The organism is Streptomyces sp. NPDC090077, from assembly GCF_044747545.1.
In the GTDB taxonomy this organism is placed as follows: Bacteria; Actinomycetota; Actinomycetes; order Streptomycetales; family Streptomycetaceae; genus Streptomyces.
Genome location: NZ_JBIVEG010000001.1, coordinates 515,822 through 539,278, shown reverse-complemented (window position 1 = coordinate 539,278; position 23,457 = coordinate 515,822). Strand labels below are relative to the sequence as shown.

General features: G+C 75.2%; 23 protein-coding genes and 1 tRNA gene. 20 read left to right on the top strand and 4 right to left on the bottom strand.

Features of this window, described 5'->3' with window-relative positions; translation table 11 throughout:
* Positions 1 to 22: 22 nt before the first annotated feature.
* The gene (locus ACIPW5_RS02360) at positions 23 to 472 is read right to left on the bottom strand and encodes a MarR family winged helix-turn-helix transcriptional regulator (protein ID WP_401239167.1); all 450 of its coding nucleotides are present in this window, start codon (positions 470 to 472) and stop codon (positions 23 to 25) included.
* Positions 473 to 705: 233 nt separating this feature from the next.
* Between ACIPW5_RS02360 and ACIPW5_RS02355 the strand changes: the two genes are divergently transcribed.
* The 4 genes from ACIPW5_RS02355 to ACIPW5_RS02340 all read left to right on the top strand — a co-directional run bounded on the left by ACIPW5_RS02355 (position 706) and on the right by ACIPW5_RS02340 (position 4,863).
* Positions 706 to 1,926: an MFS transporter gene (locus ACIPW5_RS02355; RefSeq protein WP_401239164.1), complete on the top strand. Its 1,221-nt coding sequence runs from the start codon at positions 706 to 708 to the stop codon at positions 1,924 to 1,926.
* Positions 1,927 to 1,975: 49 nt separating this feature from the next.
* A complete protein-coding gene (locus ACIPW5_RS02350) occupies positions 1,976 to 2,428 on the top strand; it encodes a heme-binding protein (RefSeq protein ID WP_401239162.1) in 453 nt (150 codons plus the stop codon).
* Between the two features lie 81 nt (positions 2,429 to 2,509).
* Complete coding sequence (locus ACIPW5_RS02345) at positions 2,510 to 4,144, top strand: glycoside hydrolase family 20 protein (RefSeq protein ID WP_401239159.1); 1,635 nt, start codon at positions 2,510 to 2,512, stop codon at positions 4,142 to 4,144.
* A gap of 134 nt (positions 4,145 to 4,278) precedes the next feature.
* Positions 4,279 to 4,863 carry a hypothetical protein gene (locus ACIPW5_RS02340; protein ID WP_401239157.1) on the top strand — a complete coding sequence of 195 codons (585 nt, stop codon included), beginning with the start codon at positions 4,279 to 4,281 and terminating at the stop codon, positions 4,861 to 4,863.
* 18 nt (positions 4,864 to 4,881) lie between these two features.
* Here ACIPW5_RS02340 and ACIPW5_RS02335 read toward each other — a convergent pair whose 3' ends face one another.
* On the bottom strand, positions 4,882 to 5,706 hold the full coding sequence (locus ACIPW5_RS02335; protein WP_401239154.1) for an endonuclease I family protein: 825 nt from the start codon (positions 5,704 to 5,706) through the stop codon (positions 4,882 to 4,884).
* 219 nt (positions 5,707 to 5,925) lie between these two features.
* On the opposite strand from ACIPW5_RS02335, the gene ACIPW5_RS02330 reads away from it, so the two are divergent.
* Positions 5,926 to 6,492, top strand: a complete 567-nt coding sequence (locus ACIPW5_RS02330) for a DJ-1/PfpI family protein (RefSeq protein WP_401239151.1) — start codon at positions 5,926 to 5,928, stop codon at positions 6,490 to 6,492.
* Between the two features lie 90 nt (positions 6,493 to 6,582).
* On the opposite strand, the gene ACIPW5_RS02325 is transcribed toward ACIPW5_RS02330, so the two are convergent.
* Positions 6,583 to 7,395, bottom strand: a complete 813-nt coding sequence (locus tag ACIPW5_RS02325; protein ID WP_401239149.1) for a glutamate ABC transporter substrate-binding protein — start codon at positions 7,393 to 7,395, stop codon at positions 6,583 to 6,585.
* Positions 7,396 to 7,631: 236 nt separating this feature from the next.
* On the opposite strand from ACIPW5_RS02325, the gene ACIPW5_RS02320 reads away from it, so the two are divergent.
* The 7 genes from ACIPW5_RS02320 to ACIPW5_RS02290 all read left to right on the top strand — a co-directional run bounded on the left by ACIPW5_RS02320 (position 7,632) and on the right by ACIPW5_RS02290 (position 15,098).
* A complete protein-coding gene (locus tag ACIPW5_RS02320; protein WP_401240070.1) occupies positions 7,632 to 8,720 on the top strand; it encodes a hypothetical protein in 1,089 nt (362 codons plus the stop codon).
* A gap of 91 nt (positions 8,721 to 8,811) precedes the next feature.
* Positions 8,812 to 8,887 (top strand) — tRNA-Arg (locus ACIPW5_RS02315).
* 116 nt (positions 8,888 to 9,003) lie between these two features.
* Entirely contained in the window at positions 9,004 to 10,155 is a 1,152-nt protein-coding gene (locus ACIPW5_RS02310; protein WP_401239147.1) for a gala protein, read from the top strand.
* Positions 10,152 to 12,017: an ankyrin repeat domain-containing protein gene (locus tag ACIPW5_RS02305; protein WP_401239145.1), complete on the top strand. Its 1,866-nt coding sequence runs from the start codon at positions 10,152 to 10,154 to the stop codon at positions 12,015 to 12,017. Before ACIPW5_RS02310 ends, ACIPW5_RS02305 begins: the two co-directional genes overlap by 4 nt.
* Positions 12,014 to 13,204, top strand: a complete 1,191-nt coding sequence (locus ACIPW5_RS02300) for an AAA family ATPase (RefSeq protein ID WP_401239142.1) — start codon at positions 12,014 to 12,016, stop codon at positions 13,202 to 13,204. Before ACIPW5_RS02305 ends, ACIPW5_RS02300 begins: the two co-directional genes overlap by 4 nt.
* A 17-nt stretch (positions 13,205 to 13,221) precedes the next feature.
* On the top strand, positions 13,222 to 14,439 hold the full coding sequence (locus ACIPW5_RS02295) for a VWA-like domain-containing protein (protein ID WP_401239139.1): 1,218 nt from the start codon (positions 13,222 to 13,224) through the stop codon (positions 14,437 to 14,439).
* A 116-nt stretch (positions 14,440 to 14,555) separates the two neighbouring features.
* Positions 14,556 to 15,098 (top strand): TerD family protein, encoded by a 543-nt coding sequence (locus ACIPW5_RS02290; RefSeq protein ID WP_401239136.1) that lies wholly within the window; start codon positions 14,556 to 14,558, stop codon positions 15,096 to 15,098.
* A gap of 155 nt (positions 15,099 to 15,253) precedes the next feature.
* Here ACIPW5_RS02290 and ACIPW5_RS02285 read toward each other — a convergent pair whose 3' ends face one another.
* Positions 15,254 to 15,874: a TetR/AcrR family transcriptional regulator gene (locus ACIPW5_RS02285; protein ID WP_401239133.1), complete on the bottom strand. Its 621-nt coding sequence runs from the start codon at positions 15,872 to 15,874 to the stop codon at positions 15,254 to 15,256.
* A gap of 148 nt (positions 15,875 to 16,022) precedes the next feature.
* On the opposite strand from ACIPW5_RS02285, the gene ACIPW5_RS02280 reads away from it, so the two are divergent.
* From ACIPW5_RS02280 to ACIPW5_RS02245, 8 genes are all read left to right on the top strand, one after another.
* Positions 16,023 to 16,919 (top strand): phosphatase PAP2 family protein, encoded by an 897-nt coding sequence (locus ACIPW5_RS02280; protein WP_401239131.1) that lies wholly within the window; start codon positions 16,023 to 16,025, stop codon positions 16,917 to 16,919.
* Positions 16,916 to 17,785, top strand: coding sequence for a DMT family transporter (locus ACIPW5_RS02275; RefSeq protein ID WP_401239128.1), 870 nt, complete (start codon positions 16,916 to 16,918; stop codon positions 17,783 to 17,785). Before ACIPW5_RS02280 ends, ACIPW5_RS02275 begins: the two co-directional genes overlap by 4 nt.
* 5 nt (positions 17,786 to 17,790) lie before the next feature.
* Positions 17,791 to 18,054, top strand: coding sequence for a hypothetical protein (locus tag ACIPW5_RS02270; RefSeq protein ID WP_401239125.1), 264 nt, complete (start codon positions 17,791 to 17,793; stop codon positions 18,052 to 18,054).
* 66 nt (positions 18,055 to 18,120) lie between these two features.
* On the top strand, positions 18,121 to 18,387 hold the full coding sequence (locus ACIPW5_RS02265) for a GlsB/YeaQ/YmgE family stress response membrane protein (protein WP_401239123.1): 267 nt from the start codon (positions 18,121 to 18,123) through the stop codon (positions 18,385 to 18,387).
* Positions 18,388 to 18,445: 58 nt separating this feature from the next.
* Positions 18,446 to 18,931 (top strand): ribonuclease E activity regulator RraA, encoded by a 486-nt coding sequence (rraA, locus tag ACIPW5_RS02260; protein ID WP_401239121.1) that lies wholly within the window; start codon positions 18,446 to 18,448, stop codon positions 18,929 to 18,931.
* 74 nt (positions 18,932 to 19,005) lie between these two features.
* Positions 19,006 to 20,676, top strand: coding sequence for a peptide-N4-asparagine amidase (locus tag ACIPW5_RS02255; protein ID WP_401239119.1), 1,671 nt, complete (start codon positions 19,006 to 19,008; stop codon positions 20,674 to 20,676).
* Positions 20,677 to 20,703: 27 nt separating this feature from the next.
* A complete protein-coding gene (locus ACIPW5_RS02250; RefSeq protein ID WP_401239117.1) occupies positions 20,704 to 22,365 on the top strand; it encodes a serine/threonine-protein kinase in 1,662 nt (553 codons plus the stop codon).
* Positions 22,366 to 22,454: 89 nt separating this feature from the next.
* Entirely contained in the window at positions 22,455 to 23,354 is a 900-nt protein-coding gene (locus ACIPW5_RS02245; protein WP_401239115.1) for a squalene/phytoene synthase family protein, read from the top strand.
* Positions 23,355 to 23,457: the final 103 nt, after the last annotated feature.

Here is a 23,457-nt window from a genome sequence, read left to right as displayed (position 1 = left end):
CGCAAGATCCTAAAGAGACGGCCTAGCCGGCGTTCTCCACGGCCGCCACCAGCGGGGCCAGCTCCGGGTTGCGGGCGGCCTCGTCCAGGGCCTCGCGCAGGGCGGCGTCGTTCGTCGGGCGGGCCTGGTCCAGGAGGGCCAGGCCCGCTTCGCTGACGTCGGTGTAGATGCCCCGGCGGTCGGTGTCGCAGATGTAGCGGTTCAGCAGTCCACGGTCCTCCAGCCTGCTGACCAGCCGGGTCGTCGCGCTCTGGCTGAGCACCACGGAGTCGGCGACCTGGTGCATCCGCAGGTGCCCGCCGGGGCCGCCGTGCTGGCGGCTGAGCACGTCCAGCAGGGAGTACTCGCGCACGCTCAGGCCGTGTCCGGCCTGGAGGGCGCGTTCGATGTGGGCCTCGATCCGGCCGTGGAGGAGGGAGAGGGCGCACCAGCCCTGGGCGAGGCCGGTCAGTGCGCTGTCCGTGGCCGTCATGGGGGCTCCTCCGTCGTGGGTACGGGCGTGGGTGCGGGTGCTGGGGCGGCGGCGCGGGCGGGTGGTCGGGCCCCGCGCGCGTACCGCCAAGGATAGGTCACGGGCGCAATAGCCCGCGCTTGCAAATATCCCGCGTCTGCAATTAATGTGGACGAGCGCAACCGGCGAGCGCAAGAACGTTCGCCCGGCGCCACCCCCCACCCCACCCCCGCACCCTGAAGGGCAGCTTCGTCATGCCTCTCGCGCTCCTCGCCCTCGCCATCGGAGCCTTCGGGATCGGCACCACCGAGTTCGTGATCATGGGCCTCCTCCCCGAGGTCGCGGCCGGCTACGGCGTCTCGATCCCCACCGCCGGCCTCCTGGTCACCGGCTACGCCCTCGGCGTGGTCCTCGGCGCCCCGGTGATGACCGTCCTCGGCACCCGCGTCCCCCGCAAGCGCATGCTGATGCTGCTCATGGGCCTGTTCATCGCCGGCAACCTGCTCTCCGCGCTCGCCCCCTCATTCGGCGTGATGCTGGCCGGACGCGTCGTCGCCTCCCTCGCCCACGGCGCCTTCTTCGGCATCGGCTCGGTGGTCGCCGCCGGGCTCGTGGCGCCCGAGAAGAAGGCCGGCGCCATCGCCATGATGTTCACCGGCCTGACCGTGGCCAACGTGGTCGGCGTCCCGCTCGGCACCCTCGTCGGCCAGCACCTGGGCTGGCGCGTCACCTTCCTGATCGTCGCCGCCCTCGGCGTGCTCGGCCTGCTCGGCATCGCCCGGCTGGTCCCCGACCTGCCCCGCCCCGAGGGCGTGCGGGTACGTCACGAGGTGGCCGCGTTCCGCAACGTCCAGGTCCTGCTGGCCATGGCGATGACCGTCCTCGGCTTCGGCGGGGTCTTCGCCGCGATCACCTACATCACCCCGATGATGACCGCCGTCGCCGGCTTCGCGGACACCTCCGTCACCTGGCTGCTGGTCCTCTTCGGGCTCGGCATGGTCGCCGGCAACCTCGTCGGGGGCCGCTACGCGGACCGGGCGCTGATGCCGATGCTGTACACCTCCCTGGGCGCCCTGGCCGTCGTACTGGCCCTCTTCACCCTGACCGCCCACGACAAGGCGGGCGCCGCCGTCACCGTCTTCCTCATCGGCGCCCTCGGCTTCGCGACCGTGCCGCCGCTGCAGAAGCGGGTCCTCGACCAGGCCGCCGGTGCCCCCACGCTGGCCTCCGCCGTCAACATCGGCGCCTTCAACCTCGGCAACGCCCTCGCCGCCTGGCTCGGCGGGCTCGTCATCACCGCCGGGCTCGGCTGGACCGCCCCGAACTGGGTCGGCGCCGCGCTCGCCGCCTCCGCCCTCGTCCTCGCCCTGGTCTCCGGAGCGCTGGAGCGCCGTACGGCCCGCCGCGCGACGGGCGGGAGCCGGGTCCTCGCGGCTGGAACCCCCGCCGCCGCGCCCGCCCCCGTCCACCACTGACCCCCCACCCGCACCACCCGCACCACCACACGGCAACAGGAGCCCCACCATGTCCCGCACCACCGCCACCCGCACCCGCATCACCCCCCTGACCACCGGGGACGCCGAACTGCTCGTCGACGCGGCGCGCACCGCCGCCGAGGCGGCCGGGGTCGCCGTCAGCGTCACCGTCCTCGACGCGGGCGGCCACCCGCTGGCCTTCCGCCGCGACGACCGGGCCGTCCTGATCTCCGGCGAGACCAGCACGCGCAAGGCCTTCACCGCCCTCCAGCTGAACGCCCCCACGGCCGGCCTCGCCGAAGCCGTACTGCCCGGCGGGCCCTTCCACAGCCTCCCCACCGCGCTCGACCGGCCGCTGCTCTTCATCGCGGGCGGGCTCCCCGTCCACCGCGACGGCCACCTGATCGGCGCCGTCGGCGTCGGCGGCGGCGCCCCCGAGCAGGACCACGGGTTCGGGACGGCCGCCCTGGAGGCCCTGGAGCGGGCCGACTCCGCCGCGTAGCCGCCGTCCCGGGTCGCGCGACCGCGTCCCCCGTGCCAGGTTGGTACGGGGGACACGGCTACACGGGTACACGGGTACACGATGAGGCAGACGACCGGGCGGTTCCGCGGAAGTCGGGCCATCGCGACGGCAGCGGCCGCCACGCTGGTCGCCCTCGCCGTACCCGCCTGCTCCGCCGGAGCCGAGGGCAGCCGGGCCGCGCAGGGCGCCGCCTCCCCGTCGCCCGTCCCGACCGCGGCCCCTCCGACCCCGTCCCCGACCGGGCCGCCCGCGTCCTCGTACCCCCTCTCCGCCGCCCCGCGCACCGTGCCGTCCGTACGCGAGCACGTGCCCGCCCGGGGTCCCGGCTGGAAGCCCGCCCCCGGTGCCCGCGTCCTCGTCGCACCCGCCGACAGCGCGGCCCTCGCCGACGAGGGGAAGCTGATCGCCGGCGAACTGGGCCTCGGGTACGCCGAGTCGGACCGGCCGGGGCCCGGCGACGTCCAGCTGGCCCTCGCCGCGAAGGGCTCCGGACCGGCCGAGTCGTACACCCTCGCCGTCCAGGACGGCCGGGTCAGGATCAGCGGCCCCGACGAGGCGGGCGTCTTCTACGGCACCCGCACCCTCAAACAGGAGATACGCGGGGCCGGCTCGGCCCCCGAGGGCACCGTCAAGGACGTCCCGGCCAAGCCGCAGCGCGGCCTGAACCTCGACATCGCGCGCAAGTACTTCACCCCCGAGTGGATCGAGGGCCGGCTGCGCGAGATGGCCGACCTCAAGCTCAACCAGCTCGGCCTGCACTTCTCCGACGACCAGGCCTTCCGGATCGAGTCCGCCACCCACCCCGAGATCGTCTCCACCCCCCACCTGACCAAGGCCGAGGTGCGCCGGATCAACGCGCTCGCCGCCCGGCTGCACATCGCGGTGGTCCCCGAGATCGACTCGCCCGGACACCTCGGCGCCGTGCTCCGCGCCCACCCGGAGCTCCAACTGCGCGACGCGTCGGGCCGGGCCGTCAAGGGCGCCGTGGACATAGCGAACCCGGCCTCGGCCAAGCTGGTCGACGAGCTGCTGCGCGAGTACCTGCCGCTGTTCCCGGCGGGCGCCTGGCACCTGGGCGCGGACGAGTACCAGGCCCTCGTGGTCCGCGACCCCCAGGCCTCCTTCCCCGGCCTCGCGAGCGCGGCGCGGGCCCGCTACGGGCCCACCGCCCGGGTGCAGGACCTGGCGACGGGCTGGCTGAACGACCGGGCGGCCGTGGTCCGGCCGTCCGGCAAGGCCCTCAAGGCGTGGAACGACGGCTTCTTCCGGGGCGGGACCGTCCAGGCGGCCCCGGACATCCAGGCCGAGTACTGGACGGGCAAGGAGATCGGCGCCCGGCCGCCGCTGGAGTACCTGGACGCGGGCCGCAAGGTGGTCAACCTCAACGACGAGTACCTGTACTACGTGCTCGGCGAGCCGAACCAGTTCACCTACCCGACCGGCAAGCGGATCTACGAACAGTGGACCCCGCTCGTGCTCCGCGGCACCACCGCCGTCCCCGCCCGCTACGACCCGCAGGTCCTCGGCGCCCGCCTCGCCGTCTGGTGCGACCTGGCCGCCTCGCAGACCCCGGACCAGGTGGCCGCGGGCATCCGGCTGCCGCTGGCCGCCCTGGCCCAGAAGGTCTGGGACCCCCGCCCGCCGCAGGCCGCCTGGACGGACTTCCAGGCCCTCGCGGGCCGGGTCGCCCGGTAGGCCACCGCACCGGAGGTCCGCACTCCGCAACGACCCGATCCCGGCCCGGTGACGAATCACTTCAGGCCATCGCCCTGGCCGGATCCCGGGGGTTACGGTGCGGCGACACCGGAACGCGGCAGAGGGAGACCGGGATGAGAGCGGTACGGGGGCACGCGGCCATGGCCGCCCTCGCGATGTGCGGAGCACTGGTGCTCACCGCCTGCCGGAACGGGGAGGACGCGGCCGCCCCGGACGGCCCGCCCGGCGCGGCCGCCCCCGCCGCGCCCTCCGCGGCGGGCACGCCGTCCGCGCCCGCGGCCTCGAAGACCGGGGCGCCGGCCAAGCCCTCGGCGCCGGCCACCCCGGCGGCGAAGAAGCCCCCGGCCCCGGCGCCCGCGCCCTCCTGTGACCACAAGATGCCGATCTCGCCCGACACGATCGCGGTGTACCGCTACACGCCCGAGGGCGGCGCGCACCACCTCATCGTCAGGCACGGGGAGTTCGGCTGCCCCGGGCCCTTCGAGCCGGTCGGCGAGGAGACGTACTACCCGGTCTCGGAGACCGCGAAGATCACCGCCACCTCGCCGGTCCTCGCCGGCGAGGTGACGGGCAAGCCGGTCACCACGCACGAGCTGACCTCGTGGGTGACCGCCCACCCGAACTCGGGCCTGCCCTTCCGCTACCACCTGGACGCGGCCGGGGTCATCGACACCCTCGAAGAGGTCTACGTCAAGTAGCGGACGGTGAGGGGGCGGCTACCAGATGGAGTTGACCCACTCCGGGTGGTCGACGAACGGGTTGCGGTTGTGCTGGTAGGTGTCGTAGATGACCTGGTTGCGGCGCTGCTCGAAGGCGTCCGGCGGGTCCATCTGGTTCCACTGCTTCAGCAGGCTGATCCGCCCGAAGAGGGGCGCGCTCCCGTTGTTGACCCTGTCGTTCATCTCCAGGTCCGCGAAGCCGTCCCCGCCGTCGTAGCGGACCGCCATGTACAGCAGCATCCGCGCGACGTCGCCCTTGACCGCGTCCCGGGGCTCGAAGGAGTCGGCGTCGGTGAAGCTGCCCGGGGCCTCCGCCACGGGGCTGCCGCCCTTGTCGAAGTCCTTGTTCCCGCGGGTGCTGTTGACGGTCACGTCCTCGGGGCGCAGGTGGTGCAGGTCGGTGCCCGGACCGGTGGCGGTGCCGAAGTCGCCGTGGCTCTTGGCCCAGACGTGCTCCCGGTTCCAGTCGTTGGCCCCGCCGCCGTTGGTGGACTTGGACTGGGAACGGCCCGAGTAGACCAGGATGACGTTGTTCGGGTTCGCGGGGTCCTGGTCGGTCACCTTCAGCGCGTTCCACACGCCGTCGTAGCTGACCTTGGACTGGGTCTTGATGATGTCGTGCAGCGCGGTCTTCAGTGCGGCGCCGGTCTTGCCCGCGGCGGCCGCGTAGTAGGCGTCGACGGTCACCGGGTAGGCCTGGGGAGCGGCCTGCGCGGTGTCGGCGGTGGTGCGGTGCTGGCCGGCGGTGGCGCTGGCCGGTATGAGGAACAGGGCGGCCGCGGCGAGCCCGGCGGCCCAGGGGGCGGTACGGGAGATTCTCATGACGTGGGGGATACCTCTCCACAAACACCGTCCCCGCCATGGCAGTTGGCGGGGTGTCAGGTGGCAGTGCGAGGATCCTATTGTCATGTGCCTTACACGTGAAAACCATGTGTCGGGGACGTGGACCTTGGAGTTTGTCCGCCGTGCGCCCCGGGCACGGTAGCGGGTGCCCACCGGCGGACCCGACGCGGCCGCCGACAGCTCGTACGGGAGTGGCCCATGGCAGTGAAGATCCTCATCGTGACCGGCGACGCGGCGGAGTCCCTGGAGGTGCTCTACCCCTACCAGCGCCTGCGGGAGGAGGGGTACGAGGTGCACATCGCGGCGCCCGCGGTGAAGAAGCTGCGGTTCGTGGTGCACGACTTCGAGGAGGGCTTCGACACCTACACGGAGAAGCCCGGCTACACCTGGCCCGCCGACATCGCCTTCGCGGACGTGGATCCGGCCGAGTACGCGGCCGTCGTCGTCCCGGGCGGGAGGGCGCCGGAGTACCTGCGCAACGACCCGGAGGTGCGGCGGATCCTGGCCGCCTTCGCCGGGGACGACAAGCCGATCGCGCAGATCTGCCACGGCCCGCTGATCACCGCCGCGAGCGGGGGCCTGGGCGGCCGCCAGGTCACGGCCTACCCGGCGCTGGAGCCGGACATGCTGGCCGCCGGGGCCGGCTTCCGGGACGCCGAGGCGGTGGTCGACGGCACCCTCGTCTCGGCGCGGGCCTGGCCCGACCACCCGGCCTGGATGCGGGAGTTCCTCACCGTGCTGCGCGGCAAGGCGCCGCTCGCGTAGCAGCGGGACGGCGGGCGGAGCGGAGACCGCGGCGCCGAGCGGAGCGGAGACCGGGGCGGGGGCCGGACGGGGCCCCCGCCCCGGAGTGCGTCAGTGGCCGGTGGTGACCTGGGGCGCCGGCTCGTACTTGTAGTTGGCCGGGCCGAAGTGCTTCTTCACGGCCGCTTCCCAGGAACCGTCGGAGACCATCTTGGTGATCGCCGTGTTGATCTTCCGCTGAAGGTCGTTGTCGCCCTTCTTGAGGCCGATGCCGTAGTTCTCGTTGCTCATGTTCAGCCCGAGCAGCTTGAACTTGCCCGCGTTCTCCTTGCGCGCCGCGTACCCGGCGAGGATGGAGTTGTCGGTGGTCATCGCGTCGGCGGTGTTGTCCCGGATGGCCACGAGGCACTCCGAGTAGCCGCCGAGCTCCAGGACGCTCGCCTTCGGCGCCAGGTTCTTGCGGATGTTCTCGGCGGAGGTGGAGCCGCTCACCGTGCACAGCCGCTTGTTGTTCAGGTCCTCGGCCTTGGTGATCGAGTTGTCGTCGGCGCGGATCATCAGGTCCTGGTGGGCGACGAAGTAGGGTCCGGCGAACTCGACCTTCTCGCGGCGCTTGTCGTTGATCGTGTAGCTCGCGGCGACGAACTTGACCTCGTTGTACTGGATCAGCAGTTCCCGGTCCGAGCTGTAGACCTGCTTGAACTCGATCTCGTTCGCCTTGTAGCCGAGCTCCTTGGCGATGTAGGTGGCCACGTCGACGTCGAAACCGGTGAAGGTGCCGTCGGGCTCGCGCATCCCGATGCCGGGCTGGTCGAACTTGATGCCGATGGAGATGGGCTCCTTCGGGGCCTCGCCGCCGCAGCCGGTGGCGGTGGCGGCGAGGACGATCACCGTGGCGACCGCACCGGCCTTGGGAACCTTCATGCTGAACTCTTTTCCTCGGGAACGCGGAATCCCGGGGGATGACGCGGGAACGGGGGCGGGCGTGCGGAACCGCGGGGGTACGGGCGCACGTGTATGAGGAAGCTAGGAAGGTGACGGCCGCACCGTCACTACTTCTGAGGAAAACTTGAGGATAACGATCCGGTTCTGCCGTGGATCTTGCGGCGGCGCCGGTGAGTGGCGGGAGAAGGGGGCTGTCCGCGGTGGCGAACGAGGAAATGGGCGCGGCGAGGATCGAGGGGAACACCCTCCTGCTGGGCGAAGGGGTACGGATCCGGTTCATCCGGACATTGCGCCTCCCCGAATCGGGTACGCACGCCCTCCCGCCGGGTCTGGGGGAGTTCCCGCTGCGACGGGTGGAGGACCACCCGGACACGGTGCCGCCGGAATGGCTCGCCAAGGGCGGCGTGATGCTGCCGGTGTACCTGCGCGAGGCGATGTGGCTCAGCTTCGGCGGCTCGCAGGAGCCCGCCGCGCTCCAGGTCGGCGTGGGCAAGGTGTGCGCCGTCTCCGGCAGGCGGTGGACCGGCCGGCTGGAGCGCGGGCCGCAGAACTACGTGGTGCTGCCCCGCCAGCCCTGGCTCGACGGGATCAACTCGGGCGACGGGACGGTGCGCCAGTTCGTCGCCGTGCCGCTCGGCCTGGGGGCCACCGTCGAGGGGCAGGTCACCGGCGAGGAGGTCACCGGCGGGGTGCAGCTCCAGGCGTTCCCGCTCGGTCCCGAGGCCCTCGCGGCCTGGCGGGAGGAGGAGCGGGTGCGGCGCCTGCCCACCGTCTCCGAGAACCTCTACGGCGGCGGCTACGGTGCGCCCCCGCCGGCGCCCTCCGTGCCGGCCGTGCCGGGGTCGGCCCCGAGGGCGATGGCCGCTCCCGCCCCCGGCGGCGCGCCCGCCCGGCCCGCCGCACGCCGGCCCGCCGCTCCGGCCATGGGGCTCGGCGTGGGCGGCACGATGCGCCAGGAGGTCTACCAGGACGACCGCAGGTCCTCCGACTGGGCCGGCCGGCCCGCCGCGCGGGTCTTCGTCCACCTGGTCACGCCGCCCGAGTGGCGCCGCATTACCGGCGAGGACGCGCCGCCCTCGCCGGTGGACCGGGCCGCCTACACGCGGGCGGGCCTGCCCTGGTACGACTACTACGACGAGACCGGCACCGACCTCCCGGCGGCCGGCCCCCTCGGTGCGGTCAAGCCCGTCGGCGACTGGCTCGGCGACGACCACACGCCGTGGACGCCCCCGTCCCCCGGCCAGGTCCTGCCGCTCGGCAACGCGCCGCGCCCGGGCGACCCGGTCCAGGACGGGGACTGGTAGCGCCGGAGGCGGGGAGACGGCCCGGAAGCACCTCGGATATTCAAACGGGTGATCGATTTCCGGCCGTCGAGCCGCTATGATCACCCTCGGCAAGGCCGTAGCGCAGAGGTCGTCGCGCCCAAGCATCGAGCTGGAGGACGTCGGTTCGAATCCGACCGGTCTTGCCACTTCTCTTCCGTCATGTCGGAACGGCGGCAGCACGGCGCGACGGCGTGCCGGCCTGCCGCGGCTCCGCGAAGTCGCAGGGTCGCCGGGCGCCGGCGACGGAACCGGTGGAATGCTGATGACACGGCCGACGCCCGTACGGTGCCCCGCAATCGAGCACCCGGACCTGCCCCTCGCCGACCCGGCCGGCCTCGGTCCGCTGCTCGACCGCCTCGCCCAGGACCGCCCCGTCGCATCCGACGAGACCTTCCCCCTCGGCACCCTGCGCACCGACGGCCGCGTCGACCTCTGCAAGCAGGGCCTCGGCCCCGCCGGCGCGGCCCGGCTGCTGCCCGTCGCCCTGGCCTCCCCGCACGCCGCACACCTGCTCCTCGGCACCAACTCCCTGGCCGACGAGGGCGCCCGCACCCTCGCGACGGCCCTCACCGGCGCGGCCGGCCGCCACCGGGCCCACACCCTCTACCTCGGCTGCAACCGCATCGGCCCCGACGGCGTGCTCGCCCTCGCCGGAGCCCTCGCCGACGACACCGCCGTCCGCGCCCTCTGGCTCAAGCGCAACCCCCTGCACGAGGACGGCGCCCGCACGGTCGCCGCACTGCTGCGCCGCAACACCGCGCTGCGCACCCTCGACCTCGTCAACACCGGCATCGGCGCAGCGGGCGTACGCCTCCTCCTGGACGCCCTGCGCGACCGCGAGGCCCCCCTGGAGCGGGTCTTCCTCGGCGGCAACGGCCTCACCGTCGAAGCCGCGCCGCTGCTCGCCGCCCTGATCCGCGAGGCCGGGGTCCGCGAACTGTACGTACCGGCCAACCACCTCGGCGACGAGGGCGTCGCCGTCATCGCCGCCGCGGCCGCCGACGCCGGCGCCGAGCGGCCCGTCCGGCTCGGCCTCGGCGGCAACGGCATCGGCGTCGCCGGAGCCCGCGCCCTCGCCGACGCCCTCGGCGGCATCGAGGCCCTGGACCTGGGCCGGACCATGTCCGAGCGCAGCCTCGGCTCCGCCGGCAACGAGACCGGCGACGAAGGCGCGTACGCCCTGGCCGCCGCCCTGCCGGGCAGCCCGCTGCGCCGCCTGGAACTGCGCCACACCGGCATCACCGGGCGCGGCGCCAAGAGCCTGCTCGCCGCCCTGCCCGCGGACGCCCCGCTGGAGCACGTCGGCCTCGGCCCCGGCACCCCCCGCCGCCTCAAGCGCTCCTTCGCCGAACGGCTGCGCCCCGCCCGCGCCTCCCACCCGGACCTGCGGGCCATCGGGAGCGTGTACCGGTGAGCGAGACCCCCCGCACCGCGCCGCCCGGCGGGATCCCGTCCGAGGACGCGGCGGCCTGGCAGCGGATCCGCCGCTACGCCGTGCCCGCCGGGACGATCGAGCGGGCCACCGCGCACCGCCTGGCCGGGGACTGGCGCGCCGCCTGCGCCGCGGCCGGCACGGAGACCACCGTCGACCCGGCCGCGATCGGCGCCGAGTACGGGAGCGCCGTCGCCGAAGCGCTGGCGGAGGACCTGCGCCACTTCGCCCCCGACCTGCTGCGCTGGCACCTGCCCCGGGTCCTGGGCGGCCGTACCGTCATCGCCCCCAACCGCCGCGTCGTACTGGCCCGGTACGGCACCGGCCCGGACGCGCCCGTCCTGTACATCACCACCCGCGCCATGGTGGACGGCCCGCAGCGGCTGCGGCTGCACTGCCGCCCCGTCGACCCGGGCGCGCGCCGCCACTCCTACGCCTCCTGGGCCGTCGAGGACTGGACCCGCGCCCGCTGGTTCTGGGACGCCCGGCACGCCGCCGAGCTGCGCTCCTGCGTCGGCCCGGCCGACCGGATCCCCTTCTTCCGTACCGACGGCACCCCGCTCGGCGCGGACGAGGTGCCCACCGCCGACCCCGGCCCCGCCGATCCCGCCGGGCGGGCGGAGTGGGCCGCCGTGCTCCAGTGGCGCGGCGAGACCGTCGAGGCCTTCGCCGCCGCCGGGATCGCCCTGGACCTGAGCGCCCCGCCGAACGCCTACCGCTGGAGCGACGCCGCGGCCGCCCTGAGGGCCGCCACGCTGGACCCGGCCCTGCTCGCCGCCGGGGTGCGCCGCCTCGCCGGGGCGGGCGCCGGGGACCGGTTCGAGTTCGCCCCGCACTGGCGCTGCCTGCTGCTGGTGGAGCACACCGGCCCGGACGGCGCGCTGCGGGCCCGGCTCGTGGACTCGTCCGAGGTGCGCGACGTACCCCGGCTGCCCGACTACGCCTGGCGGCCGCTGCCCGACCCGTACCTCGTGCGCACCGGCCGCACCGCCCCGCACGAGCTGCACCCGCTCGTCGCCGCCGCCCTCTTCCCCGGCGCCGGACCGGCCGCCGGACCGCCCGCCCCCACCGCGCCGCGGACCGCCCGGGTGCGCTGCACGGGCGAGTGGCACGAGGTCCGCTCCCGCGACGGCGTGCTCGACGTCCCGCACAGTGCCGAGGAGCAGCAGCGCGAACGCGCGCTCCGGGCCTTCGGCGGCGAGGTGGCGGGCTGCTTCGCGGTCCGGGAGGCCTGGGCCTCCGGCGAGGGCCGGCTGCCGCGCGCCCTGCGCGCCGAGCGCCGCGAGCTGTTCGAGCGCGTCCAGCACGGCGACACCCCCGGGGTGCTCGCGCTGCTCGACGCCGGGATCGACCCCCGGGTGCGCAACGGCAGGGGCCAGGGGCTGCTGCACCTGCTGCCCTTCGTACGGCACGAGGAGCTGCTGCCCAGGCTCCTGGAGGCCGGACTCGGCCTGGAGGAGCAGGACGGCTCCGAGCGCACCCCGCTCCAGAGCGCCGTCCAGAACGGCGGGACCGCCTCCCTGGTCCGGGCCCTCCTCGCGGCCGGCGCCCGCACCGACGTGACCGACGACATGGAGCTGTCGCTGGGCCAGGTGGTGACCCGCTACAAGCGCACCGACCTGGCCTTCCTCAAGGAACTCGTCGAGGAGCGCCACCCCGGCATCAACTTCGAGGAGTACGACGAGTTCATGGCCGAGCGCGCCGAATGGGGCGACTTCGAGGACGACGACTACGACGAGGACGGCTACGCGGAGGCGGGCGACCCGCACGCGTCCGACGCGTCCGCGTCACCGTCCGCGTCCGACGGTGACGGCGCCGCCGAAGACGGCGGGGTCCGGGCATGAGCGCCGTACCGCCGCCCGCACTCGCCGCCGCCGACGCGCTGGCCGCCCGCCTCGGCGCCACCCGTACCGAGCCCGCCGCCAACCACCAGCTGGAGGCGCTCGCCCTCGCGGTGACGGCCAACCAGCCCGTCCTGCTGTGGGGCGAGCCCGGCATCGGCAAGTCCGCGGGCATGGAACGGCTCGCCGCCTCCCTCGGGGTGGCGCTGGAGACCGTCGTCGCCAGCGTCCACGAGCCCTCCGACTTCGCCGGCCTGCCGATCGTCGGCGACGACCCCGCCACCACCGGCGTGCCGATGGCCCCGCCGGACTGGGCGGTGCGCCTGGCCCGCACCGGACACGGGCTGCTCTTCTTCGACGAGCTGTCCTCCGCCCCGCCCGCCGTGCAGGCCGCCCTGCTGCGCGTGGTCCTGGAACGGCGCGTCGGCAGCCTCGAACTGCCCGCGTCCGTACGGATCGTCGCGGCGGCGAACCCGCCCGCCAGCGCGGCGGACGGCTGGCACCTCAGCCCACCCCTCGCCAACCGGTTCGTCCACCTCGACTGGACCCACGACCCGCGCACCGTGGCCCGCGGAATGGCCGGCATCTGGCCCGAGACCGTCCTGCCCGCGGTCGACCCGGCCCGCTCCGCCGGCGCGGCCGCCCGCGCCCGGGGCGCGGTGTCCGGCTTCCTGACCGCCCGTCCGGGTCTGGTCCACCACATGCCGAACGACGCCGAGGCGCGCGGCCGGGCCTGGCCCTCCCCGCGCACCTGGGAGATGGCGCTGCGCCTGCTGGCCACCGGCTACGCGGCCGGCGCGGGCCGGGAGGCCCTGTCCGCCGCCCTCACCGGGGCCGTCGGCGACGGGGCGGGCCTGGAGCTGCTGACCTACCTGGAGCACCTGGACCTGCCCGACCCGGAGCGGGTGCTGGCCGACCCCGGCGCCTTCGCGCTGCCCGAGCGCGGAGACCGCCAGTTGGCCTTCCTCATCGCGGTCGTCGCCGCCGTGCAGGCGGAACCCACCCGCTCCCGCTGGGAGGCCGGCTGGGAGGTCCTCGCCAAGGCGGTCGACGCGGGCGTCCCCGACGTGGCCGCGCGGGCCGCCGCCGACCTCGCGGCGATGCGCGACCTGTCCTGGCCGGTCCCCGCGGGGATCGACGCCTTCGTGGAACTGCTCCAGCTGGCCGGGGCCCTGCCCGGCGCCCGCTGACGGGCGGGGCCGCGCCGGTGGACGTCCCGCTCGACCGGGCCAAGCTGCTCGCCGCCCGCTACGCGGCCGCCGAGGCCCGGCCCTACCTCGCCTCCGCCCTGTACGCACTGACCGTCGTGCCCTCCCCGGGCCCGTCCGGGGTGCGGACGATGGGCGTCGACCGGCACTGGCGCTGCTACGTCTCGCCGGAGTTCGTGGCGCGCACCCCCGTCCCCGAACTGTCGGGGGTGTGGATCCACGAGGTGGCCCACCTGCTGCGCGACCACCACGGCCGCGCCGACCGGCTGCCGGCCGCCGACCAGCGCGATCCGGTCCGGATCAACATCGCCCAGGACTGCGAGATCAACGACGACCTCCTCGCCGACGGGCTGGAGCTGCCGGCCGGCCGGATGGAGCCGGGGCTCTTCGGCCTGCCGAAGGGCGGGATGTTCGAGGGCTACCTGCCGGGCATCCCGGCCACGCCCCCGCACGGGGTGGACTGCGGTTCGGGCGCGCACGGCCGGCAGGCCCCCTGGGAGCTGGGCGGTGGCGGCGGGGACGGCACGTCCCGGATCGGCCCGGTGGAGGCGGAGGCCCTGCGCCGCCAGACCGCCCAGGCCGTGCGCGCCCACCACCGCTCCCGGGGCCGGGGGAGCGTGCCCGCCGGATGGGAGCGCTGGGCGCAGGAGGTGCTGGAGCCGGCCGTCGACTGGCGCCGCGCCCTGTCCGGGGCGGTCCGGGAGGCCGCCGCCTGGGCCGCGGGGGCGGTGGACTACACCTACCGGCGCCCCTCGCGCCGCACGCCCGCGCTGGGCGGCCGGGTGGTGCTGCCGAGCCTGCGCCGGCCGCTGCCCAGGGTGGCGGTCGTCATCGACACCTCGGGGTCCATGGGGGACGCGGAGCTCGCCGCGGCCCTCGCCGAGGTCACCGGGGTGCTGCGCGAGGTGGGGGTGGGCGGCAACCGGGTCACCGTACTGGCCTGCGACGCCGACGTGCACGCCGTGAGCCGCGTGACCAGTGCCCGCGAGGTGACCCTGGCCGGGGGCGGCGGCACCGACATGCGGGTGGGCATCGCGGCCGCGCTGGCCGCGCCCGAGCGCCCGTCCGTGGTCGTCGTGCTGACCGACGGCCACACCCCCTGGCCCGAGGAGTCCCCGTCCTGCCGGCTGATCGCCGCGCTGATCGGGGCGGGGGCGCCGCAGCCGCCCGGCTGGGTGGAGACCGTACGCCTGGATCCGGCCGGCCCGGACCGCTGACCGGGGCGGTGCGGAACTGGCCGGTTGTGTACGGTCGTTCGCACGGTGATCACCGGGGCGTGGCAGCATGGCGCCCGGACGTCACGGCCGAAGCGGCCGCGTGGAGGGGGAGTTCGGTGAGCGGAGTACGCAAGGGCCTGGCCAAGGTGGAGATAGCGCTGCGCTGGGACCCGAGCCCCGCCGGCACGCCCGCCAACGACCTGGACATCGTCGCCGCCGTGTACGGGGCCGCGGACCCGCACGGGGAGCCCGTCTACCTGGTGCACTTCGGCAGCCGCGCGCCCGACGGCACCGTCACCCTGGCCCGGGACAGCCGCACCGGGCAGGGCTTCGGCTTCGACGAGGTGATGACCCTCGAACTGGACCGGCTCGCGCCCGAGCTGGGCCGGGTGGTGGTCGGAGTGGTGATCCAGGACACCGGGTCCGCCGCGGCACCGGACCGCAAGACCTTCGCCGCCGTCGGCGGCACGGGGCTGCGCATCCGCGAGGGGTACACCGACCTCGCCGCCACCGACTTCGCGGAGCTCGCCGGGGCCACCGCGGCCACCGTCGCCGAGTTCACCCGGGACGCCTCGGGCGGCTGGGTGCTGGACGCGCGCACGCGCGGCTTCGACGCGGACCCGCAGGAGTACGCCCGGGTCATGGGCGCCGCGCACTGAGCTTCCCGGGGCGTCCGCACCGGACCGGGCGGCGGTCACCCTGCTCGGGAGTGGCCGCCGCCCCGTCCGGGTGGCGCGCTGCCGCCGTCCCCACGAGGCAGCGCGAGTGGGTCGCCGTCCGGTCATCGTGAACGGCGGCCCACCGGTTCAGGGGGTCAGGGGGACTGCGGGCGCATGCCCAGTGCGGGCAGCAGCGCCGCGTCCACGAACCTGACCAGGTAGTCGGAGTCCGCGTACCGCCCCTCCAGGACGGGCCGGATCCGCAGGACGCCCATCAGCTGCGCCGGCAGGAACTCCACCGCCGGATGGTCCGCGGCCAGCTCGCCGCGCGCCACGGCCCGCTCGACGATCGCGCCGAAGGCCTCCAGTTCGGGTTCCACCAGGGCCTCGCGCAGCGCGCCCTGGAGCTCCTCGTCGCTGAGCACGGCCACCCCGAGCGCCTGGGTGAGCCGGGTGTCGCGACCCGAGGTGCCCGCCGCGATCCGGGCGGCCTCGCGGAGGTCTTCCGCCAGGGTCCCGGTGTCCACGTCGGCGAGGGTCCGCTCCCCGCGGCGGGCGCGGCTCGCGCGCAGGGCGGCGGCCACGAGCTGCGGCTTCGTCTTCCACTGCCGGTAGAGCGTGGACTTGCCGCAGCAGGCCCGGGCGGCCACGCCCTCCATGGTCAGGGCCTCGTAGCCGTGCTCGCGGAGCTGGTCGAGGACGACGTCGTAGAACTCCTGCTCGCGCTCCGGGGTGATCTTGGAGCGGCGCGCGGTGACCTGCGGCGTCGACGTCATGGGGTGGGGTCCTCCTCGCGGGATCCGGCGGCGGGTCCGTGTTCCGAGTGTACGGCCATCCGAGCTTATCGGGACACCAGCGTATCGATACGCCCATGTATCGATACACTGGCGTGTCGATAGGAACCGAAAGAAGTGAGACCGGGGGATGACCTCCCACACCACACCGGACCGGCCACCGGCCGGGAAGAGCGACGCGCGCCGCCGGCTCATACGCGAGCTGCTGCTCGTCGCGGGACTGTTCGCCGTCTACAAGGCGGGCCGGACGCTCTCGACGGGCCGCACCGACGAGGCCTTCCGCAACGCCGGCCGGGTATGGGACGCCGAACGCGCCCTGCACCTGCCCGGCGAGGGCGCCGTCCAGCGGCTGCTGCTCCACTCGGACGCCCTCGTCCACACCGCCAACACCTACTACGCGGCCGTGCACTTCCCGGCGACCGCCCTGTTCCTGGTCTGGCTGTACCTGCGCCGCCCCCGGCACTACCTGTGGACCCGCCGGGTCCTCGCAGTCCTCACCGGCGCGGCGCTCGTGCTGCACCTCTCCTTCCCGCTCGCACCGCCCCGGATGCTGGACGCCGCGCACCTGGTGGACACCGCGCAGGTGTACGGGCCGAGCGTCTACGGGGCCGCCCCGGAAGCCGACACCATGGCCAACCAGTTCGCCGCGATGCCCTCGCTGCACTTCGGCTGGGCCCTGATGCTGGCCCTCGGGATGATCGCCGCGACCCGGTCGAGGTGGCGCGCCCTGTGGCTGCTGCACCCCCTGGTGACCCTGCTCGTGGTCGTGGGCACCGCCAACCACTACTGGGTCGACGCCGCCGTCGCCGCCCTGCTGCTCGGCGCGGCCCTGCTGCTCGTCCCGCGCCCGGCCGCCGAGACCGCCGACGCCGCCGTTGCCCCGCCGGTACGCGGCCTGCCGCACCCGCGCCCGGCCGTGCGGGAACCCGCCGCGCAGGAAGCAGCCGCCGACGGCCCCGCGACCGCCCCGGCCCCGGCCGCACCCGCACCCGCACCCGTACCCGTCCGCGCCGGAGGCGACCGGTGAACGCCACCGCCCTCGCCGTCGCCCTCTGCCTCGCCTCCGCCGCCACCTACGCGGCCGCCGCCGTCGCCCAGGAGCGCCTCGCCCGCCGGGCCACCGCCCGCAGCGCCCGGGCCCTGCTCGGCAACGGCGCCTGGTGGTGGTCGGCCGGACTGAACGCCGCCGCCGCGCTGCTGCACGCCGCCGCGCTCCGCTACGGCCCGCTGACCCTGGTCCAGCCCCTGGGCGCGCTCACCCTGGTGGCCGCCGTCCCGCTGGGCGCGCGCGGCGCCGGCCGCCGGGTCGCCGCCACCGAGTGGCGGGGCACCCTGGCCACCGTCGCCGGGCTCGGCCTGCTGCTGCTCCCCGCCTCCGGCCCGGCCCCCGACGACACCCTCACCCTGGCCGAGGCGCTGGCCGTGTCCGGAGCCACCGTCGCCGCGATCCTCCTGCTCACCGCGCGCAAGGACCCCGGCCCGGGGCTGCGCCACGCCACCGCCTCCGGGCTGGCCTCCGCCGTCGCCTCCGCCCTGACCCAGACCGTGGCCGTCGCGGGCGGCCGGGGCGGGTCCCTGCTCAGCGGGCGGGTGATCACCGTGGCCGTGCTGGTGGTGGTCTTCGCGGTCGGCGGGATGCTGCTCTCCCAGCGGGCCTACCGGGGCGGCCTGGGCGCCCCGCTCGCCGTGGTCAACCTGGCCAACCCGCTCGCCGCGGCCGCCATCGGCATGATCCTGCTCGGCGAACGCCTCCAGGGCGGCGCCCTCGGGATCCTGCTCGCCGCCGCCGGAGCGCTCGCGGCCACCCGCGGGGTCCTGCTGCTCACCCGTACCGCGCCCGCCGCGCAGCCCGCCGAAACCCGGGCCGTACCGGCCGGCCATGTGACAGCATGACGCACATGACCGACCGCTCGTACCTCTCCCTCTGGTCCAGGAACTCCGTGCTGTCCATCGGCTCGGCGGGCAGCTTCCTCTCCGTCGCCTCCCTCGGATCCGGGTTCTCCGTCGGCTCCACGGCCTCCTGGCTCAGCCTGGGCTCCGCCTTCTCGGCCCGCTCCACCCTCTCCGTCTTCTCCTACCGCTCCCGGGGCGGCGTCGCCGTGGTCGGCGCCGTCGCGGGAGCGGTAGCGGCCACCGCACTGTGGCGCGCCCGCCACCGCTGAGAACCGCCCGGCCGCCGCCCGCGTCCTTGAAGGACAGAGACGCACACGAAGAGCGGAGTGAACGGCATGGGCATCATCGGCTGGATCATCCTGGGCCTGCTGGCCGGCGGCATAGCCAAGATCCTGCTCCCCGGCCGGGACCCGGGCGGCTTCATCGTCACCACCCTCATCGGAGTGGCCGGTGCCTTCACCGGCGGCTGGCTCTCCGCGAAGTTCCTGGACCGCCCGATCCAGGCCCAGTTCTTCGACCTGGCCACCTGGGGCTCCGCCATCGTCGGCTCCCTCGTCCTGCTCGTCGCCTACCGCATCCTCTTCGGCAACTCCCGCCGCTGAGCACCTGGCCTACGCTGGGCCCCGCGCGACGTACCGGATGCGAGGAGCCCCGAACCAGATGAGCACCACCCCAGTCCCCACCGCCGACCTGTACGACGAGCACGGCGAGGACCTCGGCATCTGCACCACCGCGTTCCGCCGGATCGGCGGCCGGCAGCTGTACGCCGGACCCGTGCGCACCGTCCGCTGCCACGAGGACAACGCCCTCCTGCGCGAACTCCTCCACACCCCCGGCGAAGGCGCCGTCCTCGTCGTCGACGGCGGCGGTTCCCTGCGCACCGCCCTGGTCGGCGACCTCATCGCCGGCGCCGCCCACGCCTCCGGCTGGGCCGGGCTGATCGTCAACGGCGCGGTCCGCGACAGCGTCGCCCTCGGCGCCCTGGACCTCGGCGTCCAGGCACTCGGCACCTGCCCGCGCAAGAGCGGCAAGACCGGCGCGGGCGCCGTCGACGAGCCCGTCACCATCGGCGGGGTCACCTTCCGCCCCGGCGACACCGTGTACGTGGACGACGACGGCGTCGTCCTCCTGCCCGCCGGGCACTGACACCGTCGGTTTCACGCCACCTCCCGGCCACGGCCCTGGCGGCGGCGGGCCGCCAGGGGATTCACTGCGGGCCCATGAGACGACACAGGATCATGGGCCTGCTCGGCGCGCTCACCCTCGCCGCCGGGGCCCTGGCCGGACCCGCGGCCGCCGCCGGAGCCCCCGCGGCCGCACCCCCGGCCGCCTCCGCCGGTCCGGGCGCCGGTCCGGCCGCCGGACCCGTCCCGCCCGCCGAGTTCGGCACCGACTGGCACGACCCCCTCACCGCCGCCCCGCCCGTCGTGCGCCCCGCCACCCGGTCCTGCCGGGTGACCCTCGCCGAGGCGCAGTTCCGCGACTTCACCCCCTACCGGGGCACGTACACCCCGCCCACCGGCTGCGGCCGCTCCGACTGGGCCAAAGCCGTCCTGCGCCTCGACGGCAAGGTCAAGGGCCGCCAGTACGACCGGCTCGGCAACCTCACCCTCGGCGGCGTGGAGATCCTGCGCACCTCCACCCCCGAACCCTCGCCCGACGGCATCGAGTGGTCCGTCGAGAAGGACGTCACCCGCTACCGCGACGTCCTCGGCCGCCCCGGCCCCGTCGAGATGCTGATCGGCAACGTCGTCAACGACACCTACACCGGCGTCATCGACGTCAAGGTCACCCTCACCCTCTACGCCGCCGACCGGCACGCCCCCGCCCCCGACACCCCCGACCGGGTCCTGCCGCTCACCTCCCCGGCGGTGACGACCCCGCGCAACACCGAGCGGCTCCTCGCCGAGGTGTACGCCACCGGCTCCGGCGGCGGCTGCGAGGAGTACTGGTACCTGACCGTGCCCGACGCCGCCCCCTACTCCTGCAAGGCCTCCGACGGCCCCCACCGCGAGGTCCGGATCTCCGTCGACGGCCGGCTCGCCGGGCTGGCCGCGCCCTTCCCGACCGTGTGGACCGGCGGCTGGTCCAACCCCTTCCTCTGGTACGTCACCCCCGCCCCGCGCGCCTTCGACGTCCAGCCGATCGTGTACGACCTCACCCCCTGGGCCGCCCTGCTCAACGACGGCCGCGAACACCGCGTCGAGGTCTCCGTCGCCGGCGTCCCGGCCGGCCAGGCCGGCTGGAGCACCCCCGCCAACCTGCTGCTCTGGCAGGACCACGGCCGCCAGGTCGTCACCGGCGCGCTCACCCGGCACGAGGAGGGGGCGCCCACCGGCTCCTCCCGCTGGACCCCCGCCGCCCCGGGCGGCGAACACCGCCTGGACACCGACGGCGCCCACCGCCTGACCGTCGCCGGGCACCTCGACACCTCACACGGCCGGGTCACCACCACCGTCACCCGGGCCGTCTCCCACACCTCCGCGCACCGCTGGACCGACGGCGAGACCCGGGACGCCCTCACCGCCGGCTGGACCGACGAGGAGAGCGTCACCCGGGGCGACCGCACCACCCGCACGGCCCGCACGTACACCATGGACGGCGAGACCACCCTCGGCGCCGGGGACCGGCTGCGCACCGTCCTGTCCCTCGGCGACCGGGCCGACACCGTCACGCTGCGCGGCGGCCGCGAGACCGGCCGCACCCGTCTCGACGACCGGTACACGGGCGACGCCTCGTACACGGCCAACGTCCCGCGCGACCAGCGGCACGCCGTCGGCACCACCACGGAGCGCTACCGCCTGTACGGGTCGGGCATCGGCGGAGGCTGCTACGACCGTACGGTGTCCACCGCGCAGGGCGCCCTGACGGAGGACCGCCTCCGCTGCTGACGGTGGCGGGGCCTACGATGACCGCCCATGGAGAACAGTGAGGCCGGCAGACGGCTGATCGACGGCCGTTTCGAACTCATCGGCCCCCTGGGCGCCGGAGGCATGGGCACGGTGTGGCGCGCCCGCGACATCGCACTGCACCGCGAGGTCGCCCTCAAGGAGGTGCGCCCGCCGGACCCCGCCACCGCCGCCGCGCAGCCGGAGCTCGCCGTCCAGCTGCGCGAGCGGGCCATCCGCGAGGCACGGGCCCTGGCCCGCCTCGCCCACCCCAACGTGGTGACGATCCACCACATCGTCGAGCCCGCGCCCGGCACCGAGGGCCACCCGTGGATCGTGATGGAGCTGCTCAAGGGCGGCTCCCTGCACGACCGGCTCGCCGCCGGACCGATGCCGCTGCCCGAGGTGGTCCGGCTCGGGCTCGACATCCTCTCCGCGCTGCGGGCCGCGCACGCGGAGGGCGTGCTCCACCGGGACGTGAAGCCGGCCAACGTCCTGCTGCGGCCCGACGGGGCGGGCGTACTGACCGACTTCGGCATCGCCGCCCTGCACGGGGCGACCGCCCTCACCTCCACCGGCGTGCTGATCGGCTCGCCCGAGTACATCGCCCCCGAGCGGTGCCGCGGCGAGGAGGGCCTGGCGGCCTCCGACCTGTGGTCGCTCGGCATGATGCTGTACGTGGCCGCCGAGGGGACGCACCCGCTGCGCCGGGCCACCAGCCTGGCCACCGTGGTCGCCGTCCTGGACGAGCCGATCCCGGCACCCGTGCGCTCGGGCCCGCTGGGACCCGTACTGGAACGGCTGCTCGTACGCGATCCCGCGGCGCGGCCCGACGGCGCCGAGCTGGAAGCACTGCTCCGGGGCGCGAGCGCCGCTCTCGGCACGGCCGCCGGAGCCGCCCACGCCCCGGCCCCGTTCCAGGCGCAGGCCCCGGGACCCTACGGCCCGCCCCCCACCACCTCCGGCACCAGGCCCTTCACCCCCGGCGGCGGCTCCCCGTACGGGCCCACCACGCCCGTGCCCACCTCCGCCCCGGCCCCCGCCCGCCGGCGCGCCGCGCTGATCGGCGGGTTCCTCGTGCTGGCCCTCGCCGGCGGCGCGGCCGGACTCGTCCAGTACCTGTCCGGCGGCACGTCCGGCGACCCGGACGCGAAGGGCCCCGCGGCCTCCGCCCCGGCCACCGGCGGCACGGCCGCCAACGTCGCCCCGAAGGCCACCCCCAAGACCCAGGGCAGCCCCGCGGCGGCCAAGGGCAGCCTGCTCACGCCCGACAGGATCCGCACCGCCCTCGCGGCGTTCAAGCAGAAGACCGGCACCACCACCTTCGTGGAGATGACCGTCTACGAGGGGTACGTGCTGGCCTCCATCCCCACCGCCCCCGGGGCCGACACCTACGACCGGTACGAGTACCGCGACGGCCAGGTCGAACACGACGGCCCCGGCGGCACCGTGAAGCAGGACGAGCCGCTCATCGACATGGCGGCCGTGAACTGGGACGCCCTGCCCGGCCTCCTGGACCGGGCGCAGCAGGAACTCGGCGTCACCAAGCCGAAGTCCCGCTACGTCATCGTCGAGCCCTGGCTCTTCGACGCCACCGCCTCCATGCGCCCCTACCTCACCGACGAGTACGGACGCGGCGGCTACGTGTACGCCGACACCCAGGGCAACGTGAAGAAGGTGTACCGCTCCTGACATCGTGGAGCCGTACGCGCGCACCCGCCCGCACGCGCACCCGCACGCGGCCGCGTACGGCAGACACGTTCCGAGGAGCACGTTCCACGATGCCCAGCTGGCGCAGCACCCTCACCCAGGCCGGGATAACCGACCCCCGGCTGCGGGCCGACCACACCTGCGCGGCCCGCCGGGTGCTGCGCCGCGAACCGGCCCCGTACCTGACCCTGCGCCTGCTCGCCGCACCGGCCCTGGTGCCCTGGCTCGCGACGGGCCTGGCCTTCATGAACCTGGTCGACGACGTGGCCGAGAACGGCACCCCGGGCGAGCGGGCCGCCGGACTGGCCGCGCTGGCCGGCCGCGTCGAGTCGGCCCTGACGACCGGCGACAGCCCCGACCCGCTGCTGCGCGCCTACGCCCACGCCGTCGACGCCAGGGGCCTGCCCGGCCACTGGATCACCCGCTTCCTCGACGGGGCGGCCACCGCCGAGGCCGGCTTCGACGGCTTCGACGGCGAGGAGGACTTCCAGGCCTACCTCGACGCCTACGCCTGGCCCGGGATCACGGTCTTCACCGGACTCCAGTACCGGGGCGGGCCCGACCCCGCCCAGGCCGCCGCATGGCGAGCCTTCGTGGACGCCGCCCAGCGCGTCGACTTCCTCGCCGACCTGGCCGGAGACCTCGCCGAGGGGCGGCTCTGCATCCCGCGCTCCCGCCTCGCCGAGCACTCCGTCACCCGCGCCGACCTCGAAGGGGCCCGCGACACCCCGGCGGTGCGCGCCCTCCTCGCCGCCGAGTGCGACCGCGCGCGCACCGCCCTCGCCGCGGCCGGCGGCGTCCTCGACCTCACCGAGCCCGGCCTGCGCCCGGTGGTCGCCGCCATGACGGAGCTGATGGGGCACCAGCTGGCCGCGGTGGAGAAGGCCGGCACCGGCGCCCTGCGCAAGGACGTCGGCTACGGACTGGCCGCGCCCGTGGGCACCCTGTTCCGCGCGCTGCGGAACCGGTGACATCCGTACCGGTGACATTCGTACTGCCGAGGACCGTACGGGCGGATCTGCCGGCGCCCCCGCCCCGCTCCCTAGCGTGAGGGGCATGACGGAACGGGCCCGC

Excerpts from the sequence above, each read along its gene's own strand:
- ACIPW5_RS02360 (WP_401239167.1), bottom strand. The coding sequence starts at position 472 with ATGACGGCCACGGACAGCGCACTGACCGGCCTCGCCCAGGGCTGGTGC.
- ACIPW5_RS02355 (WP_401239164.1), top strand. The coding sequence starts at position 706 with ATGCCTCTCGCGCTCCTCGCCCTCGCCATCGGAGCCTTCGGGATCGGC.
- ACIPW5_RS02350 (WP_401239162.1), top strand. The coding sequence starts at position 1,976 with ATGTCCCGCACCACCGCCACCCGCACCCGCATCACCCCCCTGACCACC.
- ACIPW5_RS02345 (WP_401239159.1), top strand. The coding sequence starts at position 2,510 with ATGAGGCAGACGACCGGGCGGTTCCGCGGAAGTCGGGCCATCGCGACG.
- ACIPW5_RS02340 (WP_401239157.1), top strand. The coding sequence starts at position 4,279 with ATGAGAGCGGTACGGGGGCACGCGGCCATGGCCGCCCTCGCGATGTGC.
- ACIPW5_RS02335 (WP_401239154.1), bottom strand. The coding sequence starts at position 5,706 with ATGAGAATCTCCCGTACCGCCCCCTGGGCCGCCGGGCTCGCCGCGGCC.
- ACIPW5_RS02330 (WP_401239151.1), top strand. The coding sequence starts at position 5,926 with ATGGCAGTGAAGATCCTCATCGTGACCGGCGACGCGGCGGAGTCCCTG.
- ACIPW5_RS02325 (WP_401239149.1), bottom strand. The coding sequence starts at position 7,395 with ATGAAGGTTCCCAAGGCCGGTGCGGTCGCCACGGTGATCGTCCTCGCC.
- ACIPW5_RS02320 (WP_401240070.1), top strand. The coding sequence starts at position 7,632 with ATGGGCGCGGCGAGGATCGAGGGGAACACCCTCCTGCTGGGCGAAGGG.
- ACIPW5_RS02310 (WP_401239147.1), top strand. The coding sequence starts at position 9,004 with ATGACACGGCCGACGCCCGTACGGTGCCCCGCAATCGAGCACCCGGAC.
- ACIPW5_RS02300 (WP_401239142.1), top strand. The coding sequence starts at position 12,014 with ATGAGCGCCGTACCGCCGCCCGCACTCGCCGCCGCCGACGCGCTGGCC.
- ACIPW5_RS02285 (WP_401239133.1), bottom strand. The coding sequence starts at position 15,874 with ATGACGTCGACGCCGCAGGTCACCGCGCGCCGCTCCAAGATCACCCCG.
- ACIPW5_RS02280 (WP_401239131.1), top strand. The coding sequence starts at position 16,023 with ATGACCTCCCACACCACACCGGACCGGCCACCGGCCGGGAAGAGCGAC.
- ACIPW5_RS02270 (WP_401239125.1), top strand. The coding sequence starts at position 17,791 with ATGACCGACCGCTCGTACCTCTCCCTCTGGTCCAGGAACTCCGTGCTG.
- ACIPW5_RS02265 (WP_401239123.1), top strand. The coding sequence starts at position 18,121 with ATGGGCATCATCGGCTGGATCATCCTGGGCCTGCTGGCCGGCGGCATA.
- rraA (WP_401239121.1), top strand. The coding sequence starts at position 18,446 with ATGAGCACCACCCCAGTCCCCACCGCCGACCTGTACGACGAGCACGGC.
- ACIPW5_RS02255 (WP_401239119.1), top strand. The coding sequence starts at position 19,006 with ATGAGACGACACAGGATCATGGGCCTGCTCGGCGCGCTCACCCTCGCC.
- ACIPW5_RS02250 (WP_401239117.1), top strand. The coding sequence starts at position 20,704 with ATGGAGAACAGTGAGGCCGGCAGACGGCTGATCGACGGCCGTTTCGAA.
- ACIPW5_RS02245 (WP_401239115.1), top strand. The coding sequence starts at position 22,455 with ATGCCCAGCTGGCGCAGCACCCTCACCCAGGCCGGGATAACCGACCCC.